This window comes from Ignavibacteriota bacterium (assembly GCA_016707525.1).
In the GTDB taxonomy this organism is placed as follows: Bacteria; Bacteroidota; Ignavibacteria; order UBA10030; family UBA6906; genus JAGDMK01.
The window spans coordinates 650,473-673,429 of sequence record JADJHP010000001.1 but is presented as its reverse complement, the minus strand read 5'-3'; the positions used below and the strand labels follow the sequence as shown (position 1 = coordinate 673,429).

At 60.7% G+C, this 22,957-nt stretch carries 12 protein-coding genes and 3 pseudogenes; 14 read left to right on the top strand and 1 reads right to left on the bottom strand.

What is annotated here, in order from left to right; translation table 11 throughout:
• The first annotated feature begins 2 nt into the window (after positions 1–2).
• The 12 genes and pseudogenes from amt (at position 3) to IPI01_02810 (ending at position 18,215) form a co-directional block, all read left to right on the top strand.
• Positions 3–1,346, top strand: a complete 1,344-nt coding sequence (amt, locus tag IPI01_02865) for an ammonium transporter (protein MBK7256762.1) — start codon at positions 3–5, stop codon at positions 1,344–1,346.
• Positions 1,347–1,719: 373 nt separating this feature from the next.
• Positions 1,720–2,340, top strand: coding sequence for a hypothetical protein (locus tag IPI01_02860; GenBank protein ID MBK7256761.1), 621 nt, complete (start codon positions 1,720–1,722; stop codon positions 2,338–2,340).
• A 234-nt stretch (positions 2,341–2,574) separates the two neighbouring features.
• Positions 2,575–4,493 (top strand): annotated as a pseudogene (locus tag IPI01_02855) (sulfatase-like hydrolase/transferase).
• 72 nt (positions 4,494–4,565) lie between these two features.
• Positions 4,566–5,690, top strand: coding sequence for an anaerobic sulfatase maturase (locus IPI01_02850; protein MBK7256760.1), 1,125 nt, complete (start codon positions 4,566–4,568; stop codon positions 5,688–5,690).
• A 48-nt stretch (positions 5,691–5,738) separates the two neighbouring features.
• On the top strand, positions 5,739–7,448 hold the full coding sequence (locus IPI01_02845) for a DUF4091 domain-containing protein (GenBank protein ID MBK7256759.1): 1,710 nt from the start codon (positions 5,739–5,741) through the stop codon (positions 7,446–7,448).
• 96 nt (positions 7,449–7,544) lie between these two features.
• Positions 7,545–7,871: a helix-hairpin-helix domain-containing protein gene (locus IPI01_02840; GenBank protein MBK7256758.1), complete on the top strand. Its 327-nt coding sequence runs from the start codon at positions 7,545–7,547 to the stop codon at positions 7,869–7,871.
• Between the two features lie 109 nt (positions 7,872–7,980).
• A pseudogene (locus IPI01_02835) lies at positions 7,981–8,161 on the top strand (hypothetical protein).
• A 430-nt stretch (positions 8,162–8,591) separates the two neighbouring features.
• Positions 8,592–9,743 carry a tetratricopeptide repeat protein gene (locus IPI01_02830; GenBank protein MBK7256757.1) on the top strand — a complete coding sequence of 384 codons (1,152 nt, stop codon included), beginning with the start codon at positions 8,592–8,594 and terminating at the stop codon, positions 9,741–9,743.
• 183 nt (positions 9,744–9,926) lie between these two features.
• Positions 9,927–13,619, top strand: coding sequence for a hypothetical protein (locus IPI01_02825; GenBank protein ID MBK7256756.1), 3,693 nt, complete (start codon positions 9,927–9,929; stop codon positions 13,617–13,619).
• A 7-nt stretch (positions 13,620–13,626) separates the two neighbouring features.
• A pseudogene (gene proB, locus IPI01_02820) lies at positions 13,627–14,767 on the top strand (glutamate 5-kinase).
• Entirely contained in the window at positions 14,767–16,017 is a 1,251-nt protein-coding gene (locus tag IPI01_02815) for a glutamate-5-semialdehyde dehydrogenase (protein ID MBK7256755.1), read from the top strand. The pseudogene proB and the gene IPI01_02815 overlap by 1 nt, the downstream one beginning before the upstream one ends.
• Before the next feature lie 176 nt (positions 16,018–16,193).
• Entirely contained in the window at positions 16,194–18,215 is a 2,022-nt protein-coding gene (locus tag IPI01_02810; GenBank protein ID MBK7256754.1) for a glycosyl hydrolase family 2, read from the top strand.
• Positions 18,216–18,312: 97 nt separating this feature from the next.
• On the opposite strand, the gene IPI01_02805 is transcribed toward IPI01_02810, so the two are convergent.
• Positions 18,313–19,257: a hypothetical protein gene (locus IPI01_02805; protein MBK7256753.1), complete on the bottom strand. Its 945-nt coding sequence runs from the start codon at positions 19,255–19,257 to the stop codon at positions 18,313–18,315.
• A 245-nt stretch (positions 19,258–19,502) separates the two neighbouring features.
• Here IPI01_02805 and IPI01_02800 point away from each other — a divergent pair, with 245 nt between their 5' ends.
• Both IPI01_02800 and IPI01_02795 read left to right on the top strand, forming a co-directional pair.
• Complete coding sequence (locus IPI01_02800; protein ID MBK7256752.1) at positions 19,503–21,188, top strand: T9SS type A sorting domain-containing protein; 1,686 nt, start codon at positions 19,503–19,505, stop codon at positions 21,186–21,188.
• Positions 21,189–21,279: 91 nt separating this feature from the next.
• Positions 21,280–22,614, top strand: a complete 1,335-nt coding sequence (locus tag IPI01_02795) for an aminotransferase class V-fold PLP-dependent enzyme (protein MBK7256751.1) — start codon at positions 21,280–21,282, stop codon at positions 22,612–22,614.
• The last annotated feature ends 343 nt before the right edge of the window (positions 22,615–22,957 follow it).

Genomic DNA, 22,957 nt, shown 5'->3' with positions numbered 1-22,957 from the left:
GCATGGATAACAAGGTTCTCTTTGATACTCTCTGGGTTCTTGTCACCGCTATGTTGGTGTTCTTCATGAATCTTGGCTTTGCCATGGTGGAATCAGGCATGGCCCGGATGAAGAACACCGTGAATATCCTGTCAAAGAACTTCATCGTCTTTGCCGTTTCCTCGATCGCCTTCTGGGTCCTCGGCTGGGGCCTGATGTTCGGGAATGGCAACGGACTGATCGGGTGGGAAGGGCTCTTCGGCATCTCCGGGGCCGACAACAGTCCCGCCACCGGTGATGCCTATCAGGGTGTCTACACCGCCCTGAGCTGGGCAACGGTCCCACTCCTGGCGAAGTTCTTCTTCCAACTCGTGTTCGCCGGAACGGCGGCCACCATCGTGTCGGGAGCGGTCGCCGAACGTGTGAAGTACCTCTCCTTCATTCTCTTTTCCGTGATCCTCGTGGCAGTGATCTATCCGATCTCCGGGCATTGGATCTGGGGAGGCGGATGGCTCGCATCCCTCGGCTTCTGGGATTTTGCGGGCTCCACCGTCGTCCATTCGGTAGGCGGGTGGGCTGCTCTGGCCGGCGTGATCGTGCTCGGGCCCCGCATCGGGAAGTTCCGTGGTGGGAAGGTGCACCCCATCCCGGGACACAGCATGCCCCTTGCCACCATCGGCGTCTTCGTTCTGTGGCTTGGGTGGTTTGGCTTCAACCCTGGCAGCACGATGGCTCTCGATCCGGAGGCGATCGCGAGGATCTGCATCACAACGAACAGCGCCGCAGCAGCCGGGTTACTCAGCTCGACGATCGTCGCATGGCTCATGCTGGGCAAGCCTGACCTGAGCATGACCATCAATGGTTGCCTCGCCGGCCTCGTCGCCGTCACCGCCGGATGCGCCTATGTGAGCGTGGGAAGCTCGCTGATCATCGGTACCGTGGCAGGTGTCCTCGTCGTCTTCGCCGTTCTCGCGTTCGACCGGTGGAAACTCGACGATCCCGTCGGTGCACTGTCCGTGCACCTTGCCAACGGTCTCTTCGGAACCCTGGCCGTGGGACTGTTCGCCGAAGGGCATTTCATGCCCAACACAACGGGAGATGGACTGTTCTTTGGTGGTGGCACGTCACTTCTGGTGGCCCAGCTCACCGGCATGGGCGCCGTGGCGGTCTTCGCGTTCGTCATCTCACTGATAGGTTGGTATCTCATCAAGGTCACTCTCGGGGTCCGCGTCTCCGCCGAAGAGGAACTCGAAGGTCTTGATATCGGTGAGCATGGCATGTCCGCCTACCCCGAGTTCGCTGCGGCTCCTGACCGCTATTCCGAAACGACCCTTCCGAGGGGACCGGCATCGTCGCATGCTCGATAGACCGCGCACCGGATGGAGCTGTCCGGAGAGCCACATGGCATGATGCCCGCCTGTCAGCTCGGACGGATCACAGATCACGGCCTCTGTGGGCCCGGGGAGTACCCCGGGCCCGTGGGGTCCGGACGATGAACCCCACCGATACCTTCGCCCGATACGTTCGTTCGATACCTCCGGGACCGCGCACTGAAGTGATCCGTGTTTCCGCCTCCCGCCCTCGTTCTTGACATTGGCACGATCCTGCGGTACGTTCAGAAGGTGGCATCTCCTCGTCCTGGAACACCCCTCGATCGCTTAGGAGAGGGGGGGAACGAGTTCCGGCGGGGCTCCACTCGCCATGGCCTCATCTCAACACGTGAACCTCGCAGGGCACTCTATGCTTGAATCGATCTGGGAGCCAGGGCTGCGCGCCCTCTTCGTCGGTGCGGTGGCAACAGAACCATCGCCGACGTTGGAGTTCCACCACCTCCACCCGCGCGACCGTTTCTGGGAGTTGTTGGATCTCGGTGGCATCACGAAGGGACGCATCATCTCGAAAGAGGAGAGGAAGGCGATGGCGGAAGGCCACGCGCGCGGGACCATCACGGATCCCGTCCGGCAGATCTTCCTTGAGAAAAAGACGAATCAGCTTCTTCGCCTCGGGGTCGGTATCGCATACATGAACCCCCGAACGGGCATCGATACCGAGAAGGACAAAAGCGCCTGTCCGACGCCGGCCGAGTTCGAGCACTTTCTTGCCAGAGTACAGGCAACCCCTCCGCGGTGCCTGATATTCGTTATGGAGGGGACGATGTTCGTTGACCTCTTCAGCGCCCGGTATCCGGCGGTCTCGTCTGTCCCCGGAAAACAGTCCTTCACAATTGCCGCCGCCGGGGTGTGGTTCATGGGTTCTTCCCAGGCTTCCCTCAAGGGGGATGCGCTGCTGGCCCAGGAGGACCAGTTCCTTAACCTCGGCGATGAACTCGCCTCCATGTCCCCGGCGCCCGGGGCGGCATGACGCGTGAGGCCGCCTTGTTTCTGGCGGCATCCTCCAGTATATTCTTCCAGTTGCCTCCTTTCGGAGCACGCCGCACGTGACCATTCACGTGCCCTCTCTTCCAATTCCGGAATACCACGTGATGGATCGTCAGCATATGGAATGTTCAGACACGACCCCGCCGATAGAAGGGATGCGATGAGCAGGCCGGGCAGACTGACGGGCGACCGGCGTACATTCCTGCGTACGGTCGGCATGGGAGCGGCGGCGTGGGCGTGCGCCCCGGGGGCGCTCCTTCGTGATGCTCGAAGGCCGCCCAATGTTGTGGTGATCCTCACGGATGATCAGGGATACGCTGACCTTGGATGCTACGGCGCGACCGGATGGAAGACCCCGAACATCGACCGGATGGCGTCCGAAGGAGTGCGATTCACCGACTTCCATGTGTCGGAAGCGGTGTGCAGCGCTTCGCGAGCTTCTCTCCTGACAGGCTGCTACGCCCAGCGGATCGGCATACGCGGTGCGCTGATGCCTGCATCGACCGTGGGGTTGAGCGGTGCCGAAGAAACGATCGCATCCATGCTGAAGAAGGAAAGGTATGCGACCGGGATCTTCGGCAAGTGGCATCTGGGCCATCACCGGGAATTTCTGCCGCTGCAACATGGGTTCGATGAGTTCTTTGGATTGCCGTACTCGAATGATATGTGGCCGGTGGATTTTGACGGGCATCCGATCATGGATGGCACGAAAAGCGCTTATCCCCCCCTCCGGTTGTACGAAGGGGATGAGCCCGGCACAGAGGTCCGCACTCTTGCCGATCAGGATTCCTGACGACGGCGTATACCCGCCGTGCTGTTCGTTTCATCGAGAAGAACAGATCCCGTCCATTCTTCCTGTACCTTCCGCACTCGATGCCGCATGTCCCGCTCGGTGTCTCCTCCCGGTTTCGGGGCGCGAGTGCGCAGGGCAGGTATGGCGATGTGATCATGGAACTCGACTGGTCCGTTGGCGAGATCCTCGGCACGCTCAAGAAGCTCGGCATCGATGACCATACCATGGTCGTATTTGTGAGTGATAACGGCCCCTGGCTGAACTTCGGCGATCATGCCGGGTCTGCGGGGCCACTCCGGGAAGGAAAGGGGACGATGTGGGAAGGGGGGGCGAGAGTGCCGTGCATCATTCGATGGCCGGGCCATTGCGCAGAGGGGAGCACGGCAGGAAACCTTGCCACGACCATGGATCTGCTCCCATCCATTGCCGCAGCGTGCGGTGCCCGACTGCCTTCCCGCACCATCGATGGCGTGAATATTCTTTCGATGCTTTCCGGGGATCCGGGCGCGGCGCCACGCGAGGATCTCTACTATTATTATGATGGAGAGCTGCAAGCGGTCCGGAGCGGACCGTGGAAACTTCACTTCCCGCACACCTACCGTTCGTACGCCGGTGTCCCGGCCGGGAAGAATGGCCATCCGGGCGAATATTCCTCAGGCAGGACGGGACGTGAACTCTATGACCTGAACGCGGATCCGGGCGAGCGGCACGATGTGGCGTCAGCGTATCCTGCGATCGTTGACAGGCTGCAGCGGCTGGGGGATGCGGCACGGGGAGACTTGGGCGACCGGTTGACCGGTGCGAAGGGAAAGGGGACCCGGGAACCCGGTAGAGTGGGGGCTGATCGGGCACGCTCCGTTCGATCACTCGCCGTTGGAGCAGGGATCAGGCTGGAACTCCCGCCAAGTCCGCGGTATGCGGGGATGGGGCCAGGGACTCTCATCGACGGGGCCAGAGGATCTCTCGATCACGGGGATGGCGCGTGGTTGGGGTTCGAGGGGAGCGACCTGAATGCGGAGATCGACCTTGGTGGGCCCCGGGCGGTACGCCGCATCGTATGTTCGTTCCTGGAGAACCAGGCAGCGTGGATCTTCCCACCGGCGACGGTGGTTATTGAGGTGTCGGCCGATGGCAGGACCTACACCACCGTGGGTCACCTTGATGAGCCGCGGCAGAGCTTCGACCGAACCCTCCGTGCTCTGGACCATGCATCCGAGCTTTCCGGGTCGCCTGCTATCCGCTACATCCGCGTGAAGGCGAAGAGTGTCGGCACGTGTCCGCAATGGCATCCGGGCGCAGGTGGGAAAGCGTGGCTCTTCGCCGATGAGATTCTCGTCGAGTGATGCGCACATGACCACACGACGAATCCCGGATGGCCCTGACCCCATCGCCTGCATGCGTGATGGAGGACTGGCGTGAAGACGTTCAATCTTGTGCTTGTGAAGCCCGCAGGTCCTGACTGTAATCTTGATTGTTCGTATTGTTTCTATGTGCAGCACGGCACGGCTGTTCACGAGACGCACCGGATGAGCGACGAGGTGCTCGAGGAGATGATCCGTCAGGCATTGAACGGCAGGGAACAGCACATGAGTTTTGTCTGGCAGGGGGGAGAACCCACCCTGATGGGACTCCCGTTCTTCCAGCGCGTGGTGGCTCTTCAACAGAAGCATGGGAACGGAAAGAGCGTGAGCAATGCGCTTCAGACCAATGGACTTCTGCTGAATGAGGAGTGGGCTGAATTCCTCAGGGAATACAGATTCCTGGTCGGACTGTCGATCGATGGTCCGGAACATATCCATGACCATTATCGGAAGGCCCGGGGCGGACAGGGATCGTGGCATCAGGTGATGGACGCAGCCCGGTTGTTGCGGGCACACGACGTCGAAGTGAACGCCCTCTCCGTTGTGACCGACCTTGCTGCGCAGTTCCCTGAGGAGATCTACGCGTTCCATTGTTCGGCCGGGTTCGAGCACATGCAGTACATCCCATGTGTCGAATCTGACCCCGGCGATCCCGGCCGTGCTGCGCCGTACAGCGTCACGGCGCCTGCGTACGGCGAGTTCCTCGTGCGGCTCTTCGACCGGTGGCGGGCAGATTTCGATGGCCCCTATGCGCGGACCTCGATCCGTTGGTTCGATTCGGTGTTCCATGCGTACGTCGGACTTGATGCTCCGGAATGTACGTTGATGCAGACATGCGGAGTCTATCTGGTTGTCGAACACAATGGCGATGTCTTTGCGTGCGATTTCTTTGTTGAGCCAGAGTGGCGGCTGGGGAATCTGATGACCGCACCATTGAGGGACATGTTGCATGGGCCGGCGCAGGACCACTTTGGCCGGTGGAAGGCGGAGCTGCCCACGGCATGCAGGGAGTGCCCCTGGCTCACGATGTGCAGGGGAGGATGCACAAAGGACAGGATCCGGGATCCGCGCGATTCTGGTGTCAGCCATTTCTGCGAAGCGTACAAGGTGTTCTTTCACCATGCGGACCGGCCGTACCGTGACCTCGCTTCTGCCTGGGCTGCGAGTATCCGGAGTTAAGGTCCTGCGCCGCCAGGCGAACGTATCGTTCAACGGAAGAGGATGCATATGCGATCGATGGTTCTGCGGTTCACTCTGGCGGGCCTGGTTGTCCTCCTGAATGGGGTGGCATGCGCGATCACTGACGGGGAGCCGGCAGGTGATCCGATCTTGCAGATCGGTCTGGTAGACGAAGTCCTGGAAGTGTTCCCGGACATGGTCCCGGAAAGTATGACCGACCGGCTTCCGATCCACGTTCCCCGTAATGCGATCGCCGGTGTTCATGTGATGCTCGCCGGGCTGACTGGCAAGGAGCAGATCAGTGTTGTTGCCGTAGCTGGAAAGGGCAAGCGACTTGGAGTGGAGCGCTGGTATCGGTTGATCGACGTCCCCGTTGCAGAGAATACGGGGCTTGACAGGAATACCGAGAAGTACAGCGGCAAGATCAACCCGTTTGTTGTGCGCAGGGCACCGTTCAGGGTCTACGACCCGTTCCGCCCGGTCTCCCTGCCGCTGACCGCCGAGTCTTCGACTGTTGTCCTGCGTCTTGAGATCCCTGTTCCCGCGCATGTCCCGGAAGGCACGTACCCGTACAAGATCAGAGTGCGATGCGGCAACGTCACAAAGGAGCTGCAGTTCCCCGTCACCGTCCATCGGGTCACGGTCCCTTCTCTGGAACACGCGACCACGGCCTACATCAACTGGCACAGCCTCGACAATATCTGCTCTGCTCATGGTGTGGAGAAGTGGAGTGAGCCCTTCTGGAAGATGCTGGCAGAGTATGCACGCCTGATGACAAAGGGACGGCAGAATGCCTTCTGGTTCATCTGGGGAGAGTATTTCTCTTTCGACAGCAGCGGGACTGTCGTTGCTTTCGAGCGGGCAAGACTTGAGCGATATATCCGGTTGTTCCAGTCGGAAGGCCTGACGACGATCCACGGTGCGCCGCTTGTGGGGCGTCGCGATTGGCTTGGATCCACGGATATGCTGCTCGGCGTGAGAGCCGCCGATGGAAAGGAGGTGCATGCGACCTCACCACGCGGGAAGCACATGCTGAGGGGGATGGGGACCAGGGTCGTTGCCATGATGAAAGAGAACCATTGGGACACCCGGTGGCTCCAGGGGATCTTTGATGAACCAACGGACGAATTCCTCGACAGGTACCACGAACTCGTGGCACTCTTCCGGGACATGGACCCCTCGATCCAGATACTCGAAGCCACCCTGACCATGAGCGTTACAGGTGATGTGAACGTGTGGTGCCCACAGGTGCACGAATACCAGGCGAGCCGTGCGTTCTTCGACAAACGGAGGACGGCAGGGGACAGGGTGTGGGTGTATACCTGTCTTGCCCCCGGGGGGCCCTGGCTCAACAGGCTCCTGGATATGGAGCGGCTGCGTCAAGTGTACATAGGTTGGGCCCTTGCAAGGTATGACCTGCAGGGGTATCTCCATTGGGGGTTCAATCATCACACTGCGAAGCCGTTCGAAGAATTGGTCCGGTTCCACATGGAAGGGCAGTACCTGCCGGCGGGGGATTCCCACATCGTCTATCCTGTGAAGGAAGGACCGCTGTCGAGCCACCGCTTCGAAGCGCACAGGATCGGGATGGAGGATTGCGAGGTGCTCGCGCAGGTCAAACAACGCTCTCCCGGCCGCGCGGAGGAGATCATCGGCATGGTTGTTCGGGCATTTGATGAGTACGACAAGCGCGTACCGGAATACCGGCGTGCGCGGCAGGCATTGCTCGAGGCTGCCGATGTGCAGATCGCACCGTAGCGTTTTCGCGTTCCATGAGAGCTATTGGATTTCTGTGGTGAAATCAATACATTTCTGCGAATAATCAACGGACAGTTCCAACGGTAAGGAGACCCCATGAAGACGATTCTGCGCGCAGCACTTGTTCTTGTGATCGCCGGCCTTGTGCTGACGACCGGCACCGTGAGTGCACAGACGAAGACCATAAAAGCACCGACAGGACAGATCGATGCAGCGAAAACGAAGGCCGCTGAGCTTCTGGATCTGAACAGTGCCTCCCTTGACCAGCTCAAGGCACTTCCCGGCATCGGGGAAGCGTATGGCAAAGCCATCATCAAGAACCGTCCCTTCCGCGTCAAGACGGATCTCGTGACAAAGAACATCATTCCGCAGGGAACATACGACAAGATCGTGAACCTCGTTATCGCGAAACAGTCGAAATGATCTCCCGGTCTCAAGTGGTAGCACCCAAAGCCCCTGCGAAAGCCGGGGCTTTGTGGTATTTGCGCCTGAGGGCCGTCTGCGCGTGACCCGTGTGACCCGTCCCGTCAGGGGGGAATGGCGGAACTTGCGCGAACCTCATGATGCGCACCCCCCGTTCCAGATCGATGGGAATTTCGGCTGCACCGCAGGGATCGCGGAGATGCTCCTGCAGAGCCATGAAGATGCGGTCGATCTCCTGCCTGCTCTCCCCGGCAGCATGGGAGCATGGGACTGTTAAAGGTCTCGCAGCCTGAGGAGGGTTCCGGGTGGATATCGCATGGGCGAACGGGAAATTGATCCACTGCACCGTCCGGTCGACGAGAGGGGGAGAATGCATGATCAGATCTCTTGTACCGCTAGAAAGCAGAAACAGGTCGATTCTACATGATGTGCATGGACCTAACCCTAATCATATATTCATATTATCAGCAATCAAGGAGATTTGTTCTACTACTGCTGTCATAGTCCCTCTCATATCCGTACCCAGAAGCTACGAATATGATCTCCAAACAGAGCCCGCGGGGGAGTACGAATTGTCCGCGAGATGACCTGGAATCCCGATGCCGGGTCTAAAGTCCTGGGCCGAACCTGCCGATAATAGTAGTGAACCGGGAGGGTGTTGACATGGGAGTTCTGGATTCAGTAGCTGCTTCAGATCCTTTTGCATCTGCGACAGCGGCCGTGGAATCGCGCCGGGCACAGGTCGCCCAATATGCCATTTACAATGCCGCTCAGAAGATGGCCGCTGGCGACTATGAGCAGGCCACAAAATCCTTCAAGACCGCCCTCGCGTTCGATTCCCAGAATACCACCGCCCACACGTATCTTGGCAAGATCTATCAGAGCCAGGAGCGGCATGCGGAAGCCATCGCCGAATTCAAAAAGGTCGTTCAGCTGGACAATCTGTCCACCGAGGCCAGGAACAATCTCGGTAGCGCGTATATGCGGGACAAGCAGTATGAGCAGGCTGAAGTGGAATACAAGCAGTCGGCCAGCCTGGATCCCAGCGACCCTGTGGCGGACTACACCCTGGGGGTCATGTACACCGATACCGAACGATACAAGGAAGCGGAAGCCCAGTTCAAGAAGGTCCAGAAGAGTTCCCCGCGCGATGGCAACGTAGCGTACAGCCTCGGCGTCCTATATAATAAGATGGGCAATGCGGAAGAAGCCTCCAAGCAGCTGAAGCATGCCCTTGAACTGAAGCCCGATTTTGCGGCTGCGAACTACGAACTCGGAGCTGCATATGTGGCCACGGGTGATATGGAGAAGGCAGAGGACCAGCTGGATGTCCTGATCTCGAAGGACCTCGGACTGGCGAATGATCTCCTGTTCCTCATGGAGAAGCCGGAGATCTCCTACATCGAGGAGACGAACAATATCGGCTTCAACTCCCAGCTTGGCGGGGGAACGCCGCTCTGGATGCTGGACCCGTCGCAATTGTCGACCGCAGGCTCCACCGTGCGTGTGGCCGTCGCCATCCAGTTCTCGAATGAAATGGACGCGGCATCGGTGATGAACCCTTCGAACTGGGATATATCCCGTGCCCATGACAGCAAGGGCGGATACTACAACAATATGATGCCGGTCGGGTCGAATGAGGTGTCGATCCCGAACAGGCCGTTTTCGGTGAGCTACGACCCCTCAACACATCAGGCGCGCGTCTATTTTCTGTTGAATCAGAACAGCAGCATTGACCTGCTGAGCGGGAAATCCGGCGCCACCATCGACCCCAAGCATCTGGTCTTCAAATTCTCCGGCATCGACAAGGCGGGGAGAACGATGTCGACCACCGGAGATCAGATCACCGGCTATTCCATGAAGTCGTACTGACCCCATCGGTCCTGCACCCCGCATTTCCGTTGCTTCCCATCTGACATCCCCGTAGATGAATCGCCACGGCCGTCCCGGTACGGTTGAGACCGTACGGGCCTCACGGTGCCCCATTGCCTGAGCACTCTTGACAAGCGGTGGCAGGGGTCGTATACTATGATTCAATCAATCCTTGAGGACCGGATGTCTCCAGCGCTCTCCCGCGCGGCCAGGACCTGGCCGCTGTTCATGTTGCTTGCTCTGCACGCATGTCTCGTATTCGGCGAAGGTACGGAGGGCACAGGGATCACTCCTGCCGGGTATCCCGACCGGACAGGCGCATCGGACATCCTACGCGGCTTCAAGCAGCCGCCTCCAGGATACGGTGATGTCGCTTTCTACTGGTGGCTGGGGGATACGCTCACGCGGGAGCGCCTGACCTGGCAGATGGACCAGCTGGCCGGGCGGGGCGTGACCGGCCTCCAGGTCAACTACGCGCATACGGACACGGGCGGATTCTCGTACGGTCGAACGATGAAGAGTGCGCCGGCGCTGTTCAGCGAAGAGTGGTGGGATCTGTTCCATTGGTTCCTTGGTGAAGCCCGCAAGCGAGGGATGTCGGTAAGCCTGAGTGACTATACCCTGGGCCGTGCAGGGCAGGGGTGGTATGTGGACGAGATGCTCCGGGATCATCCCGAACTCGGAGGCTCGAAGCTCGCCTGCACGGAGATGCAGGTGCAGGGTGGTACGCGCTGTACCACCGTGGCACCACACGGCACGATCATCGCCTCGGCCTACCGCGTGAGCGGAGATACCCTGGTGACCGGATCACGGACCGACCTCGGCGGCTTCATGAAACAGAACCGTCTTGCCTGGGATGTGCCTGAGGGGATGTGGAAGATCCTGCTCGTTCACCGCGAGGTTGTTCCGGCATCGCTCGATCCGATGCACCCGTTGGCTGGCAAAGAGTACATCGCAAAATTCTTCCAACGCTTTGAGGACCGGTGTCCGGGGGAGGCAGGTAAGGGTCTGAATTTCTTCTTTTCCGATGAACTCGATTTCGGGATCCGTGGCTGGCTCTGGAACGACATTGTCGCGAAGGAGTTTCTGAAGAGGAAGGGATATGACATCCTCCCCGAGCTTCCGTTGCTCTTTGCGGATTGTGGCCCGCGCACGCCCAAGATCCGCCTGGACTACAATGATGTGATGGTCGCATTGAGCGAGGAGAACTTCTTCGCGCCGATCTACGGCTGGCATACGGAACGCGGGATGTTGTTCGGATGCGATCATGGTGGGCGCGGTGCCGATGTGACGGAGTTTGGCGACTACTTCCGGACGCAACGCTGGATGTCGGGGCCGGGGTGTGACCAGCCGGATCTCGCCCGCGACATCGTGAAGAACAAAGTGGCGAGTTCGATCGCGCATCTGTACGAGCGGCCGCGGACGTGGTTGGAAGGGTATCATAGCAGTGGATGGGGGACGAGCAGCGCGCAGATCGCGGATGCAACATTCGCGAATTTCGGTATGGGCCAGAATCTCCTGAGCCTTCACGGACTCTACTACAGCACGCACGGGAGCTGGTGGGAGTGGGCGCCGCCCGACAATCACTTCCGCCAGCCGTACTGGAAGGATATGCCTGCGTTCCTCGGGTGCGTGGAGCGCCTGAGCTATCTGCTGAGCCAGGGAGTGCACCGTTGCGATGTTGCGGTCCTGTACCCCGTTGCCCCCATGGTGGCAGGCGTACGAGGCGACAGCGCGGTGCAGAGTGCATTCCGTGCTGCCCGCGATCTGTACGCGGCAGGGATCGACCTGGACTTCATCGATGATGAGTCCGTGGAACGCGCGCAGGTCTCCCGCGGCGAGTTGCACGTGAGCGGCGAACGCTATCGCGTGCTGGTGCTGCCTGCCATGTCCGCCGTGCGCATGAGTGTGATGGAGAAAGCACAGGCCTTTGCGGCTGCCGGCGGTACCGTCATCGCTCTCGGTGAACTCCCGACGGTGAGCGATAGGCGCGGACGATACGACACCGGCCTTGATGCGATCGTTCGCGAGATGTTCGTCCATGGGTCCAACGGCTCTGGTGCAACCCGGGGGATCCCCCTTGCCGATCCCCTGGCGCTGGTCCGCGCCGTCGAGAAAGCTGTCCCGCGCGATGTTTCATGGCCTGGCGACCCGGCACACCCGGTGCAGGTCCTTCACCGCTCGATCGGGAAGCGCGATGTGTACTACGTGTACGGCGCGACGAAGGGAACCGAGTTCCGCTTCCGCATGCGTGGCAAGGTCGAATTGTGGGATCCCTGGAGCGGGGCCACGCGGCCGCTCGCAGTGCTCGGTGCCGATCAGCATGGGACACGGCTCCTCACGCCGCTCACCGAGTATGAGCCTCAGATCTTTGTGTTCAGTGCCGGCACACCCGCGATCGAAAAGGGTTCTGCCCGGCCTCAGGTGTACTCCACGATCCCGCTGGAAGGCGAGTGGCAATTCACTCTCATGCCAACGCTTGACAACCAATGGGGTGACTACCGGTTACCCGCATTCGCCGGAGCTATCGGACCAGAGGCATCCACATTCCTGTACAAGGAAGAGTGCGGGCAGCGTCAAGCATGGCAACTTCCCTGGACGGTCGTCGACAGCACGTGGAGGCCCGTGCAGGCCTCGTTCGGTCCACAATTCATGCAACTCGGCCCGCTTGCCTCGGATGCGCGGTCGATCGCACGGCGGTACGCACAGCTCGGGGTCATGGACCCTGCCGATTCGATCGAGGTGAATGGAACGATGCGTGGGTGGAGCGCGTACGAGTTCTCCTGGCGCTGGGGAGTGAAGGGGGATCCCGGTCATCAGGGGTATCATGGACTCAAAGGGATCGTGCATGACGAGCAGATACAATTGGGCCGACCGGTGAAACCCTGGCGCGGAGCGCCGGGCCCGAATTACGAACGTGAAGCCGGCGGAGACCTGTATTACCTCTGGTCGACGATACGATCGGCATCTCCAGGGTGGGGCACGATACGGCGCACGGGGATCACGCCCACGGCCATCTGGATCAACAATGAACCGGTCGATACCGCCGTCCAACGCGTGCGGCTGTTTCGCGGAGTGAACACGCTGCTCCTGCGTTACAAGGGGACCGGCGTAGGCGCCTTCGTCATCGACACCACCGGGCCGGCGCAGAGGTCCGTGGTGAACGTTCCGATGTCCTCTTCATGGTTCACACGCTCCTCGGTGATGCGGTTCGACCCGCAACCTGATGCGAGGGGGCGTGCCGGATGGTACCGGTGTGCGGCTCCTCCCGGACTCCGCGGGCTCCGTTTCGCGGCGCAGGGTGCGGTGCACCTCTGGGTGGATGGTGCTGCGGTCGGGGTTGTCCGCGATACGGTGCCATCGGATCGATTCCCCTGGCCTGGCATCCCGGTGTGGAGCGCAGAGTTGCCGGCCGCGGTACCGCGCGCGTCATCGGTGGTGATACGGATCGACCATGAAGCGGGGCAGTATGGCGGCGCAGCGATCCCTGAACCGGTCGAGTTCAGGTGCGACACCGGCCTGCTTGCGGCGGGCGATCTGTCGAAGGTCCGCGAACTCGCCCTGTACTCCGGCGGGATGTGCTACAGCAGGTCGGTCTCCCTGACGAAGGCCCAGGCGAATGGGAAACGAATCACGCTCGATCTTGGATCGCTCGTCTCCTCCGCGCGCGTCCGGGTCAATGGCGAGTCCGCAGGAATGCGCTTTGCTCCACCCTGGGAGTTCGACCTGAGCGGAAAAGTGCGCGCCGGGCAGAACCGGATCGAGGTCGAGGTACATACCACGCTCGGCAATCACTTCCGTACGGTGCCTTCGCCGTATCCCGGCGGAGGGAGCTCCGGCCTCATCGGGCCGGCCGTGATCCGGATCGGAGGATAGCCCGGCGATGCACACACTCCAGGACATCATCTCAAAGCGGGGAGCGATCGTCATCAAGGTCGGGACGAACCTCCTGACGGACAAACGGACCGGGGTACGCCGCAAGCGCATCATGCAGCTCGCGCGTGATGTCGCGTTCCTCCGTGGGCTGGGACACCAGGTGGTGATCGTGAGTTCGGGTGCGATCGGTGCAGGTGTGGCATCGTTGGGCCTTGCCCGGCGGCCGCGCACGATCCCGGAAAAGCAGGCCACTGCCGCGGTCGGACAGCCCGTGCTGATGGAGTCGTACCAGGCCGCCTTCCGGAAACTCGGGATGCATGTGGGGCAGATCCTGCTTACCGGCGACGACTTCACGGAGCGCAAGCGCTACACGAATGCCCGGAATACCCTCCGTGCGCTGTTCGCCCAGCGCGTCATTCCGATCATCAATGAGAATGATACCATCGCTGTCGACGAGATCAAACTGGGCGACAACGACAATCTCTCCGCTCTCGTCGCAAGCCTTCTCGGCGCCGATCTTCTTGTCATCCTCAGCGATGTCGGACGGGTTGTACACGGACGATCCGTCGAAGAACCCCGCTGCCGTGCGCATCCCGATCGTGCACTCGATCACACCGGACATCGAGAAACTTGCACGCAAGAGCGGGAGCGATCTGGGGACAGGCGGCATGGTGACCAAACTCCAGGCGGCGCGCCGGTGCGTTGCGTCGGGCGTTGCTATGGTGATCGCCAATGGCGAAGACCCGTCCGTGCTGAAGGACATCCTCACCGGCGAGATCCGGGGGACACTGTTTCTCCCGGGCAGCGGGCGCCTGTCGGGAAGGAAGAAGTGGATAGGGTACGTGGCGAAGCCACGGGGAAGCGTGACGGTCGACGATGGAGCGCGGAGCGCTCTGCTCGCGCGCCACACGAGCCTGCTCCCCTCAGGCATCATTGCCATCTCCGGAGAGTTCCGCGGTCAGGATACGGTCAGCATCCTCGACCGGGATGGACTGGAGATCGCACGTGGTGTGACGAACTATTCCTCTGCCGATCTCCATCGGATCCGTGGGAAGAGGAGCGGTGAGTTGCCTCAGATCCTGGGGCGTCCGTCCAGGGATGAGGTCATCCATAAAGACAATCTTGTGATCACCGGTGGGAAGTCCTGATGGAACGTTCGATCGAAGAGCTTGCACGCAGCGTCAAGGTGGCCGCAGGGGCTCTGTACGTGTGCCCTGCGGCGCAGAAGAACCGCTTGCTCCGCGCCATCGCTTCGCGTTTGCGCGAAGCGATGCCCGGAGTGCTCGCCGCCAATACCGCGGACCTCGATGCGGCACGGGGAGCGGGGCTCTCTCCGGTATTGCTCGACCGCCTGATGCTGAATGAAGCGAGGGTTGCGCAGATGGTGCGCGGCGTCAAGGATGTGACCGCCCTGCCAGACCCGGTGGGGGAGGTCACGGAATCCCGGAAGCGGCCGAACGGACTGAAGGTCACGCGTGTGCGGGTGCCTCTGGGCGCGATCGGCATCATTTACGAAGCCCGCCCGAACGTCACGGTCGACGCCGCTGTCCTCTGTCTGAAAGCGGGCAATGCCGTCCTCCTGCGTGGCGGATCGGAGGCCATCCGGACGAACACGGCCCTCGTGCGGGTCCTTCGCGAGGCTCTGGAAGATGTCGGGCTTCCGGCGGACGCCGTCGGATTCGTGGAGAGCACCGATCGCGAAGCCGTGCACCTGATGCTGAAGCAGGACCGCTCCCTGGATGTGATCATTCCCCGCGGAAGCCAGCAGCTTATCCGCTTCATACAGGAGCGGTCTTCGGTGCCCGTGATAGCGCATGGAGAAGGCAATTGCCATGTCTATGTGGATAGGTCGGCGGATATCGATATGGCGGAAGAGATCGTGTACAATGCGAAGACGCAACGCCCATCGGTCTGCAACGCCGCGGAGAAGCTCCTGATCCACCGTGACATCGCAGCGAAAGCACTTCCGCGTATCCTCGGCCGGCTGCGCGCGGCCGGCGTCGAGGTCCGGGGTGACGAGCGCGCCCGCGCGATCGATCCTCAGATCCTTCCTGCCCTGGAGGAGGATTGGGGAAAGGAATATCTGGACCTGATCATCGCCGTAAAGGTCGTGGATGATGTGGATGCTGCCATCCGGCACATCAATGCGTGGGGTTCGCATCACTCCGACGCGATCGTCACGCGCACGGAACGGAATGCAGAACGGTTCCTGCGTTCTGTGGACTCTGCCGCGGTGTACGTGAATGCATCGACGCGATTCACCGACGGGTATGAGTTCGGGCTCGGCGCAGAGATCGGGATCAGCACGCAGAAACTCCATGCGCGGGGCCCCATGGGGCTCGTCGAACTTACCACGACGAAGTTCGTTGTCCGTGGCCGGGGGCAGGTCCGGCGGTAGACTTCCCGTTCACACGTCGGTTGCGCCGCGTGATCCGGCGATGGGCCGGAAGTCCACCCGGTGTCAGCTGAGATTGCATCTTGATGGCCCCTGCAGTATCATACAGAGTGCCGGGAGAGTCATCGCGCTCCGCTCCGCCTGCATCATCAACACCCTTCTCATTCTCGGAAACCACTATGCGCTCTCTCTATCCTCTTCTTGCACTTGCACTCCTGTGGACAACGGCTCCGGCCGCGGATCAGGCATTCCGTCTCGGATCGCTCTTCACCGATCACATGGTCCTCCAACAACGGTCCGAAGTGCCGGTGTGGGGCCAGGGAACGCCCGGCAACATGGTAACGGTCCGGACGTCATGGCAGGAGCACGCCAGCGCCCTGGTCGCTGCAGATGGATCGTGGATGGTCCATCTCACCACCCCGGCTGCGGGGGGACCGCATGCGATCGATATCACGTGCGGCACATCATCGGCGCATCTCGGGAACATCCTGACGGGAGAAGTGTGGCTATGCTCCGGACAATCGAACATGGAAATGCCTCTCCGGGGCTGGCCGCCGAATGATACCATCAAGAACAGCGCGCAGGATATCAGCGCAGCGGACATCCCCGAGATCCGGTTGTTCAACGTTGCGCGGTCAACGGCTCCTGTGCCGGAAGCTTCATGCACCGGGTCCTGGTCGGTGTGTTCACCGGCGACGGCGGCCGGCTTCAGCGCCACGGCGTTCCACTTTGGCAGGGAACTCGCGCGCAAGCTCCATGTTCCCATTGGCTTGATCCAGACGACGTGGGGTGGGACACCCGTTGAAGCCTGGACCGATGCGGAGTATCTCTCGCGCCTCCCCAGGTACGATGCGACGCTGATCTGGCTACGCGCTGCAGAGAAGCAGTATCCGGCGTTCAAGGAATGGCTCGCACGCCTCCCGGAGATCAAACCAACGATCGTTGGCGGCGAGCCTGTGTGGGAGGCATCTGCGTTCCATGATGAGGCCCTTGCGGCACGTGTGGTGGCAGATAGCGCATGGTCCACGATGATGTTGCCGGCGCTGTGGGAGAATGCCGGACTCGGTCAGTTTGACGGCGTTGTCTGGTTCCGCCGGCAGATCACGATCCCGGCGGCATGGCTCCACAAAGAGCTCATCATGGAACCGGGGCCAATCGATGATATGGACATCACCTACGTCAACGGCGTACGCGTGGGAGGGGTGGAGAGCGCGGGGATGTGGAACAAGGACAGGAAGTACACGGTCCCCGCTTCGCTCGTCGACAGCACGGTCCTGACGGTTGCAGTGCGTGTGACCGACCAGATGGGCGGAGGTGGCATCTATGCACCGGGCGGCACGATGACACTCCGCCCGGCAGCGGGTGAGGGCGTGGTGTCCATGACCGGCGCGTGGCGCTTCCTGCCGACGGCGATCTGGAAGACATTGCGGTTCTATTCTCTGGGCACAGATGGCGCGGCCTTCGCTTCGCATCCCGGACTTCCGATGGAGGTTGGCCCCGCAACACCGACAGCGCTGTACAATGCCATGATCGCGCCGCTCGTGCCGTACGCCGTCCGTGGTGCTATCTGGTATCAGGGTGAGTCGAATACGCCCGATCCGGAATTCTATCAGCAGCAGTTCCCCCTTATGATCAGGAACTGGCGGACCGCCTTCGCCAACCCCACGATGCCATTCTACTATGTCCAGATCGCGCCCTTCGATTACGGTAAGGAAGTGAACTCTGCATTCCTGCGGGAATCCCAGTTGATGACCCTCTCCCTTCAAGGCACCGGGATGGCCGTGACCATGGATATCGGGGATCCGAAGAACATTCATCCTGCCAATAAGAGGGAGGTCGGCCGACGCCTCGCACTCTGGGCACTCGCACGCACCTACGGAATGGGCCTGGCATGTTCGGGTCCCGTCTATACCGGTTCGAGATCCTTGCGTGGGAAAATGATCCTGGCCTTCGATCATGCGGAGAGGGGGCTGGTGCTGAGGGCGAACAAGCAGGGGAATGGGTTCAGGATCGCCGGCCCGGACAGCGTCTTCCGCGACGCAAAGGTTGAGGTGAAGGGCAAGACCGTGACCGTTTGGCACCCCGCGATCACACATCCGCGTGCTGTGCGTTATGCGTTCACGAACACCGCGGAAAGCACGCTGTTCAACAAGGAAGGGCTGCCGGCATCGTCCTTCCGAACCGATGCCTGGCGGAAGTGACGGGAGACCGTCGAGGCCGCCCAACGCTCAAGGTGTTTGCACGGCCCCCGGATCCACATCCGGGGGCCGTTGCCGTTCCTGCCGTGGGACGGGTGAGTCAGTCTCGCTCGACAGCATGCTTATGCGCGACCCATGACGCGGCGGACTCGTAGGCATCGCGGGAGAGCTGTGCGACCGCGGTGACATCTTTGAGCATGGACATCTGCGCATCGGAGAGGATCTTCTGCGAAGAGAAATTCGGGGACGCGGCGGCATAGTCAGCGGTGATGAGTCTGGCTGAGAACGCCTCATACCGTGCGTGCACATGCCCGCGCTGGGCGGCCCACTCCTTGTTGAAAACAGCGAGGCGCTTGTTGGCAGCGGCAATGTGCTTGTCCGCGCCCTGCAGGCGGACCCGTTTGACGAGAACCGGATCGGGGGCGCTCATTTCCCCGGAACTGATCTGCGGCAGCTTCGCGATCTCTGCGTGTTCCCAGCGGGTGATCTCATCGTGGACACGCCGGTCAGCCTCCGTCGCGGCGGTCATGGCGTTCTGAAAAGCAACGCCACGGTTGAATTCCGTCTGGATGTCCGCCGCCAGTTTCTGCCATTCGGCGAGTGCCGCCTGGACCTCCGGGGGATCGGGCTTGAGCGCAGTGGTCCCCGGAGCTGGTGCGGAACTCATCATGGACATCGCGAGCTTCATGCGCTCTTCCTTGCTCATCGATTTCATCTTCTTCTTGAACTCGGGGTCCTGCGCCATCCGGGCCATATCGGGATTCACGCCGGGCGGTACCGCGTTCTTCACGGCGGCCTCCTGCGACTTGTACGCATCCACCGCGGCCTTCAACTGAGATTCTGCATTGGCAAAGAGCGCCGCGGCAGAAACCTCACCAGGAGGCGTTGTCTGGCCCGCGGTGATCCGGGTGAAAGCTTCTGTGGCCGTCGCGGGAGGTGCCGGGATATCTCCGAGGATCTTCAACACGTCCTGCTTCACGGGAACCTGCGCAAACATGGAGCTGATGAGGGTACAAAGAGCGATGATCGAGAGGTGGATCTTCATGCGTGTGTCCTTCGGGATGGTTGCCTGATGCGGACGGACGGTCCCATGATGATACTCACGCCGTATGGGAAAAGCAACACGGCGGTTCACCTATGGCACGCACCGAAAGTGCAAAAATGGCCCGGTGCCGTTGACATTCACTCCTCGGGTGGATACATTGACCACATCGTGACCCGCCTGCATCCTTGAAGTTCGTCCGAGGATGTTCAACATTTCTACCCCATCACTTTACTTTGAGGAGCACCATGATGAGACGTTTCTACGCCATTGCAGTGTTGGTCGTTCTCTCTGCCGTACCCCTCTTCGCCCAGACCTGGGCCCCTGTGTGGAAACTCACGACGCCCGCGTACCTGACCAGGGAGGACATCCTCGATATGGCCATGGTCAAGGCCGGATTCGATACGGACAAGGATGGGTGGGGGGAATTCCTCTGTACGTGGACGGACTCCGACTCGAACGCGGTGTGCATGTACGAAGCGACCGGGAATGACACATACAAGCTGGTGTGGTCCTGGCTCATGCCTGTGGCCGGCAACAGCTTCATGGGTGTCGCGGTCGGCGATGTGAACAACAACGGCACCGTGGATATCGTGGTGTCGTTCCCTTCCGTTCCCGCGACGGATGTCAACCCGCTGCGCCTCTGGTTCTTTGAATGGAATGGCGTCACGGGCACGAATGACTATGGCGTGAAGGATAACGTGACGGGCCAGTTCACGTACTCCGGTGGGTACAACCTCGGCGTGGCCGACAACTATGACATCCGCCCGTACAGCCTCGTCGTCGAGGACATGGACGGCGACGCAAAGAACGAACTCGTTGTGGGTGTCCGGCAGGAAGGCTCCTCGGTCCGCTCCGTCTATGTGGTGAAAGTGGACGGCGATTTCAACGGCTTCTATTTCTGCGAGATCAAGTGGAAATTCCAGGGCGGGTTCGGCGGTTCGAACTACAGCACGACCACCGGCGATCTCGACGGCGATGGGAAGAAAGAGATCTACATGTTCGTCTGGAACAAGTTCACCTTGCGGATCTTTGAGTGCACGGGAGACACGAGCTACGCCACACGCTTCGCGGTGGACACGTGGTCTGCCGCGGCGAACGTTGATCATGGCGCGCTGGACGCGGTGCGTGTCGATGATGTGAACAATGACGGGATGAAAGAGATGTACATCGCGTCGACGGAACCGAACAATGAGATCTTCATCATCACGGGGGTCACGGACATCGCCAACCTGACCCCGGCCAACATCAAACGCCTCTACACGATCCCCAAGACGGGCGCGGGTAAGTTCCGCTCGATGCAGATCGCGGATCCCGATCATGACGGCAAGCGGAACCTTATGATCGCCGGTGAGACGAATGGCCAGATCTTCAGCCTCGAATACAAAGGCACCGGCGATCCGGCGGATTCTTCCTCCTGGACGCATCAGGTGATCTTTGATCTCTGGAACGAAGCCGGTGCCTCGGCCAGTGTGATCTCACCGCGTTTGTTCTACGGACATCCGGCCGGTGACATGGACAAGGACGGGAAGGACGAGTATGTGTTCGTGAATTATGCCCCGGATTACACCACCTGGGCTGACGATGTGCCGTTGTGGGTGATCGAGATGTCGAGCACCTCCGACGTGCGCGACGAAGCCGCGGGCGTGCCCGCACAGGCCGGGTTGATGCAGAACTACCCGAATCCCTTCAACCCGTCCACGACCCTGCCGTACTCCCTCACCAACCGGAGCAAGGTACGCCTCGAGGTGTTCAACGTGTATGGCGAGCTTGTGGCCACGCTGGTAGATGGCGAACGCGAGCCCGGCATGTACCAGGCCACATGGACTGCGCGCGTGCCGAGCGGAACCTACTTCGCCCGCCTGTCCGTGGAACAGCTGGAGGGGAACGGCGGCGCCTTCCGCGACGTGAAGAAGATGGTCTTGCTGAAATGACGATGGTTGCTGCAGAAGGGCCGGGCGGCACGCCCGGCCCTTCTGTGTGATGTGCCCTTCACCGTGACGCCGTACCAGAGAAAGGTGTCCCATGATCAGTGAGAACGGTGTCCCACCTTGCGATTACGACCGCCGCGAGTTCATGGCGCGTGTAGGAAAGGGGATCGGCCTTGCCACGCTTGCCTCGTCGACCGTTGCCGGGTTGTATCAGGAGCTGCATGCCGCCACGTCCCGCGTCGCGGGGCTCTCCCCGGAGGCCGCTGCAACGGATGAGGATTTCTGGTTCGAGATCCAGCGCGCGTTCAACAGCACCCGCAGCATCATCAACCTGAACAATGGCGGCGTATCGCCTTCCCCACGCATCGTCACGGAAGCCCTGGTCCGCTACACATGGGAGCAGGAGGATGTCCCCCCGTATACGATGTGGCAGATCCTTGAGCCGCAGAGCGAGAACGTGCGGACGGGACTCGCGGGCGTGTTCGGGTGTGACGCCGAAGAGATCGCCATTGTGCGCAATGCTTCGGAGGCACTGGAGAACTGCCTGTTCGGCCTCGACCTGAAGGCGGGGGATGAGGTCCTGACCACCACGCAGGACTACCCCCGCATGATCACGACGATCAAGCAGCGCGAGCTGCGCGAGAAGATCGTGCTGAAACAGGTGAAGTACCCTACGCCGCCGAAGAGCCTGCAGGAAATCTACGACGCGATCGAAGGCGGGATCACGCCACGAACGAAAGTGATCCTCATCTCCCACGCCGTGTTCCTTACCGGACAGATCACGCCGGTCAAGGCGATCTGTGCCCTGGCGCGCAGCAAAGGCATCGAGTGCATCGTGGATGGTGCGCACTCGTTCGCGCATTTCGATTTCAGCTGGAAGGACCTGCAGTGCGATTACTTCGGCACCAGCCTTCACAAGTGGTTGTATGCCCCGAAAGGGACGGGACTCCTCTTCGTGAAACGCGACAAGATCGAAAAGATCTGGCCGTTGATGGCCGCCGAGCACAAGCAACGCAGCGATATCCGGAAGTTCGAGGAGATCGGCACGCACTCGGCAGCTATACGCCTGGCCATCGGGGAGGCGATCCTGTTCCACCAGGGCCTCGGAGCGAAGCGGAAGGAAGAGCGACTCCGGTTCCTCCGGTCGTACTGGGCGGGAAAGCTCGAGTCATTGCCGAACGTACGCTTCCATACATCGTTCGGCATAGACCAGTCATGCGGCATCGCGCTGGTTGAGATCCCGGGCGTCGATCCGGCAGAGATCACAAAGTATCTCATGGACAAGCATAAGATCTTCACCGTTGCGATCAACCACGAAGAGTTCAAAGGGAACCGGATCACGCCGAATGTGTACACGTCGCTCCGGGAACTCGACCGTTTCTGCGATGTCATGGAGACCATTGCCCGGAAAGGCATTCCCCGCAACTGATCACCCCCTGGCGAATACTGGCCACCCTGCGGATATCAGATAGGTGATACCGCAGGGTGGCCTCTCTCTTTTCATAAAATCCCCGATTTGCCGCCATTTCCGGCACCTTCCGAACGACATCGCTAGCATGCTTTTTGAGACCTGGACTGCCACGACCTCCGAGGTCCGACGCGGGGAAGTGGCTCGTGCGCCTGTGGGTTGGGAAAGCCCCGCACACCAGTTCGAGGAGACTCATGAAAAAATCTATCATCTGCATGTTCCTGTTGTCGACTGTTGCTTACGCGCAACAGCCCACGCTCTTTCCTCATGCCACGTGGTTGCAGGACGTCCATTTTGCCGGAAC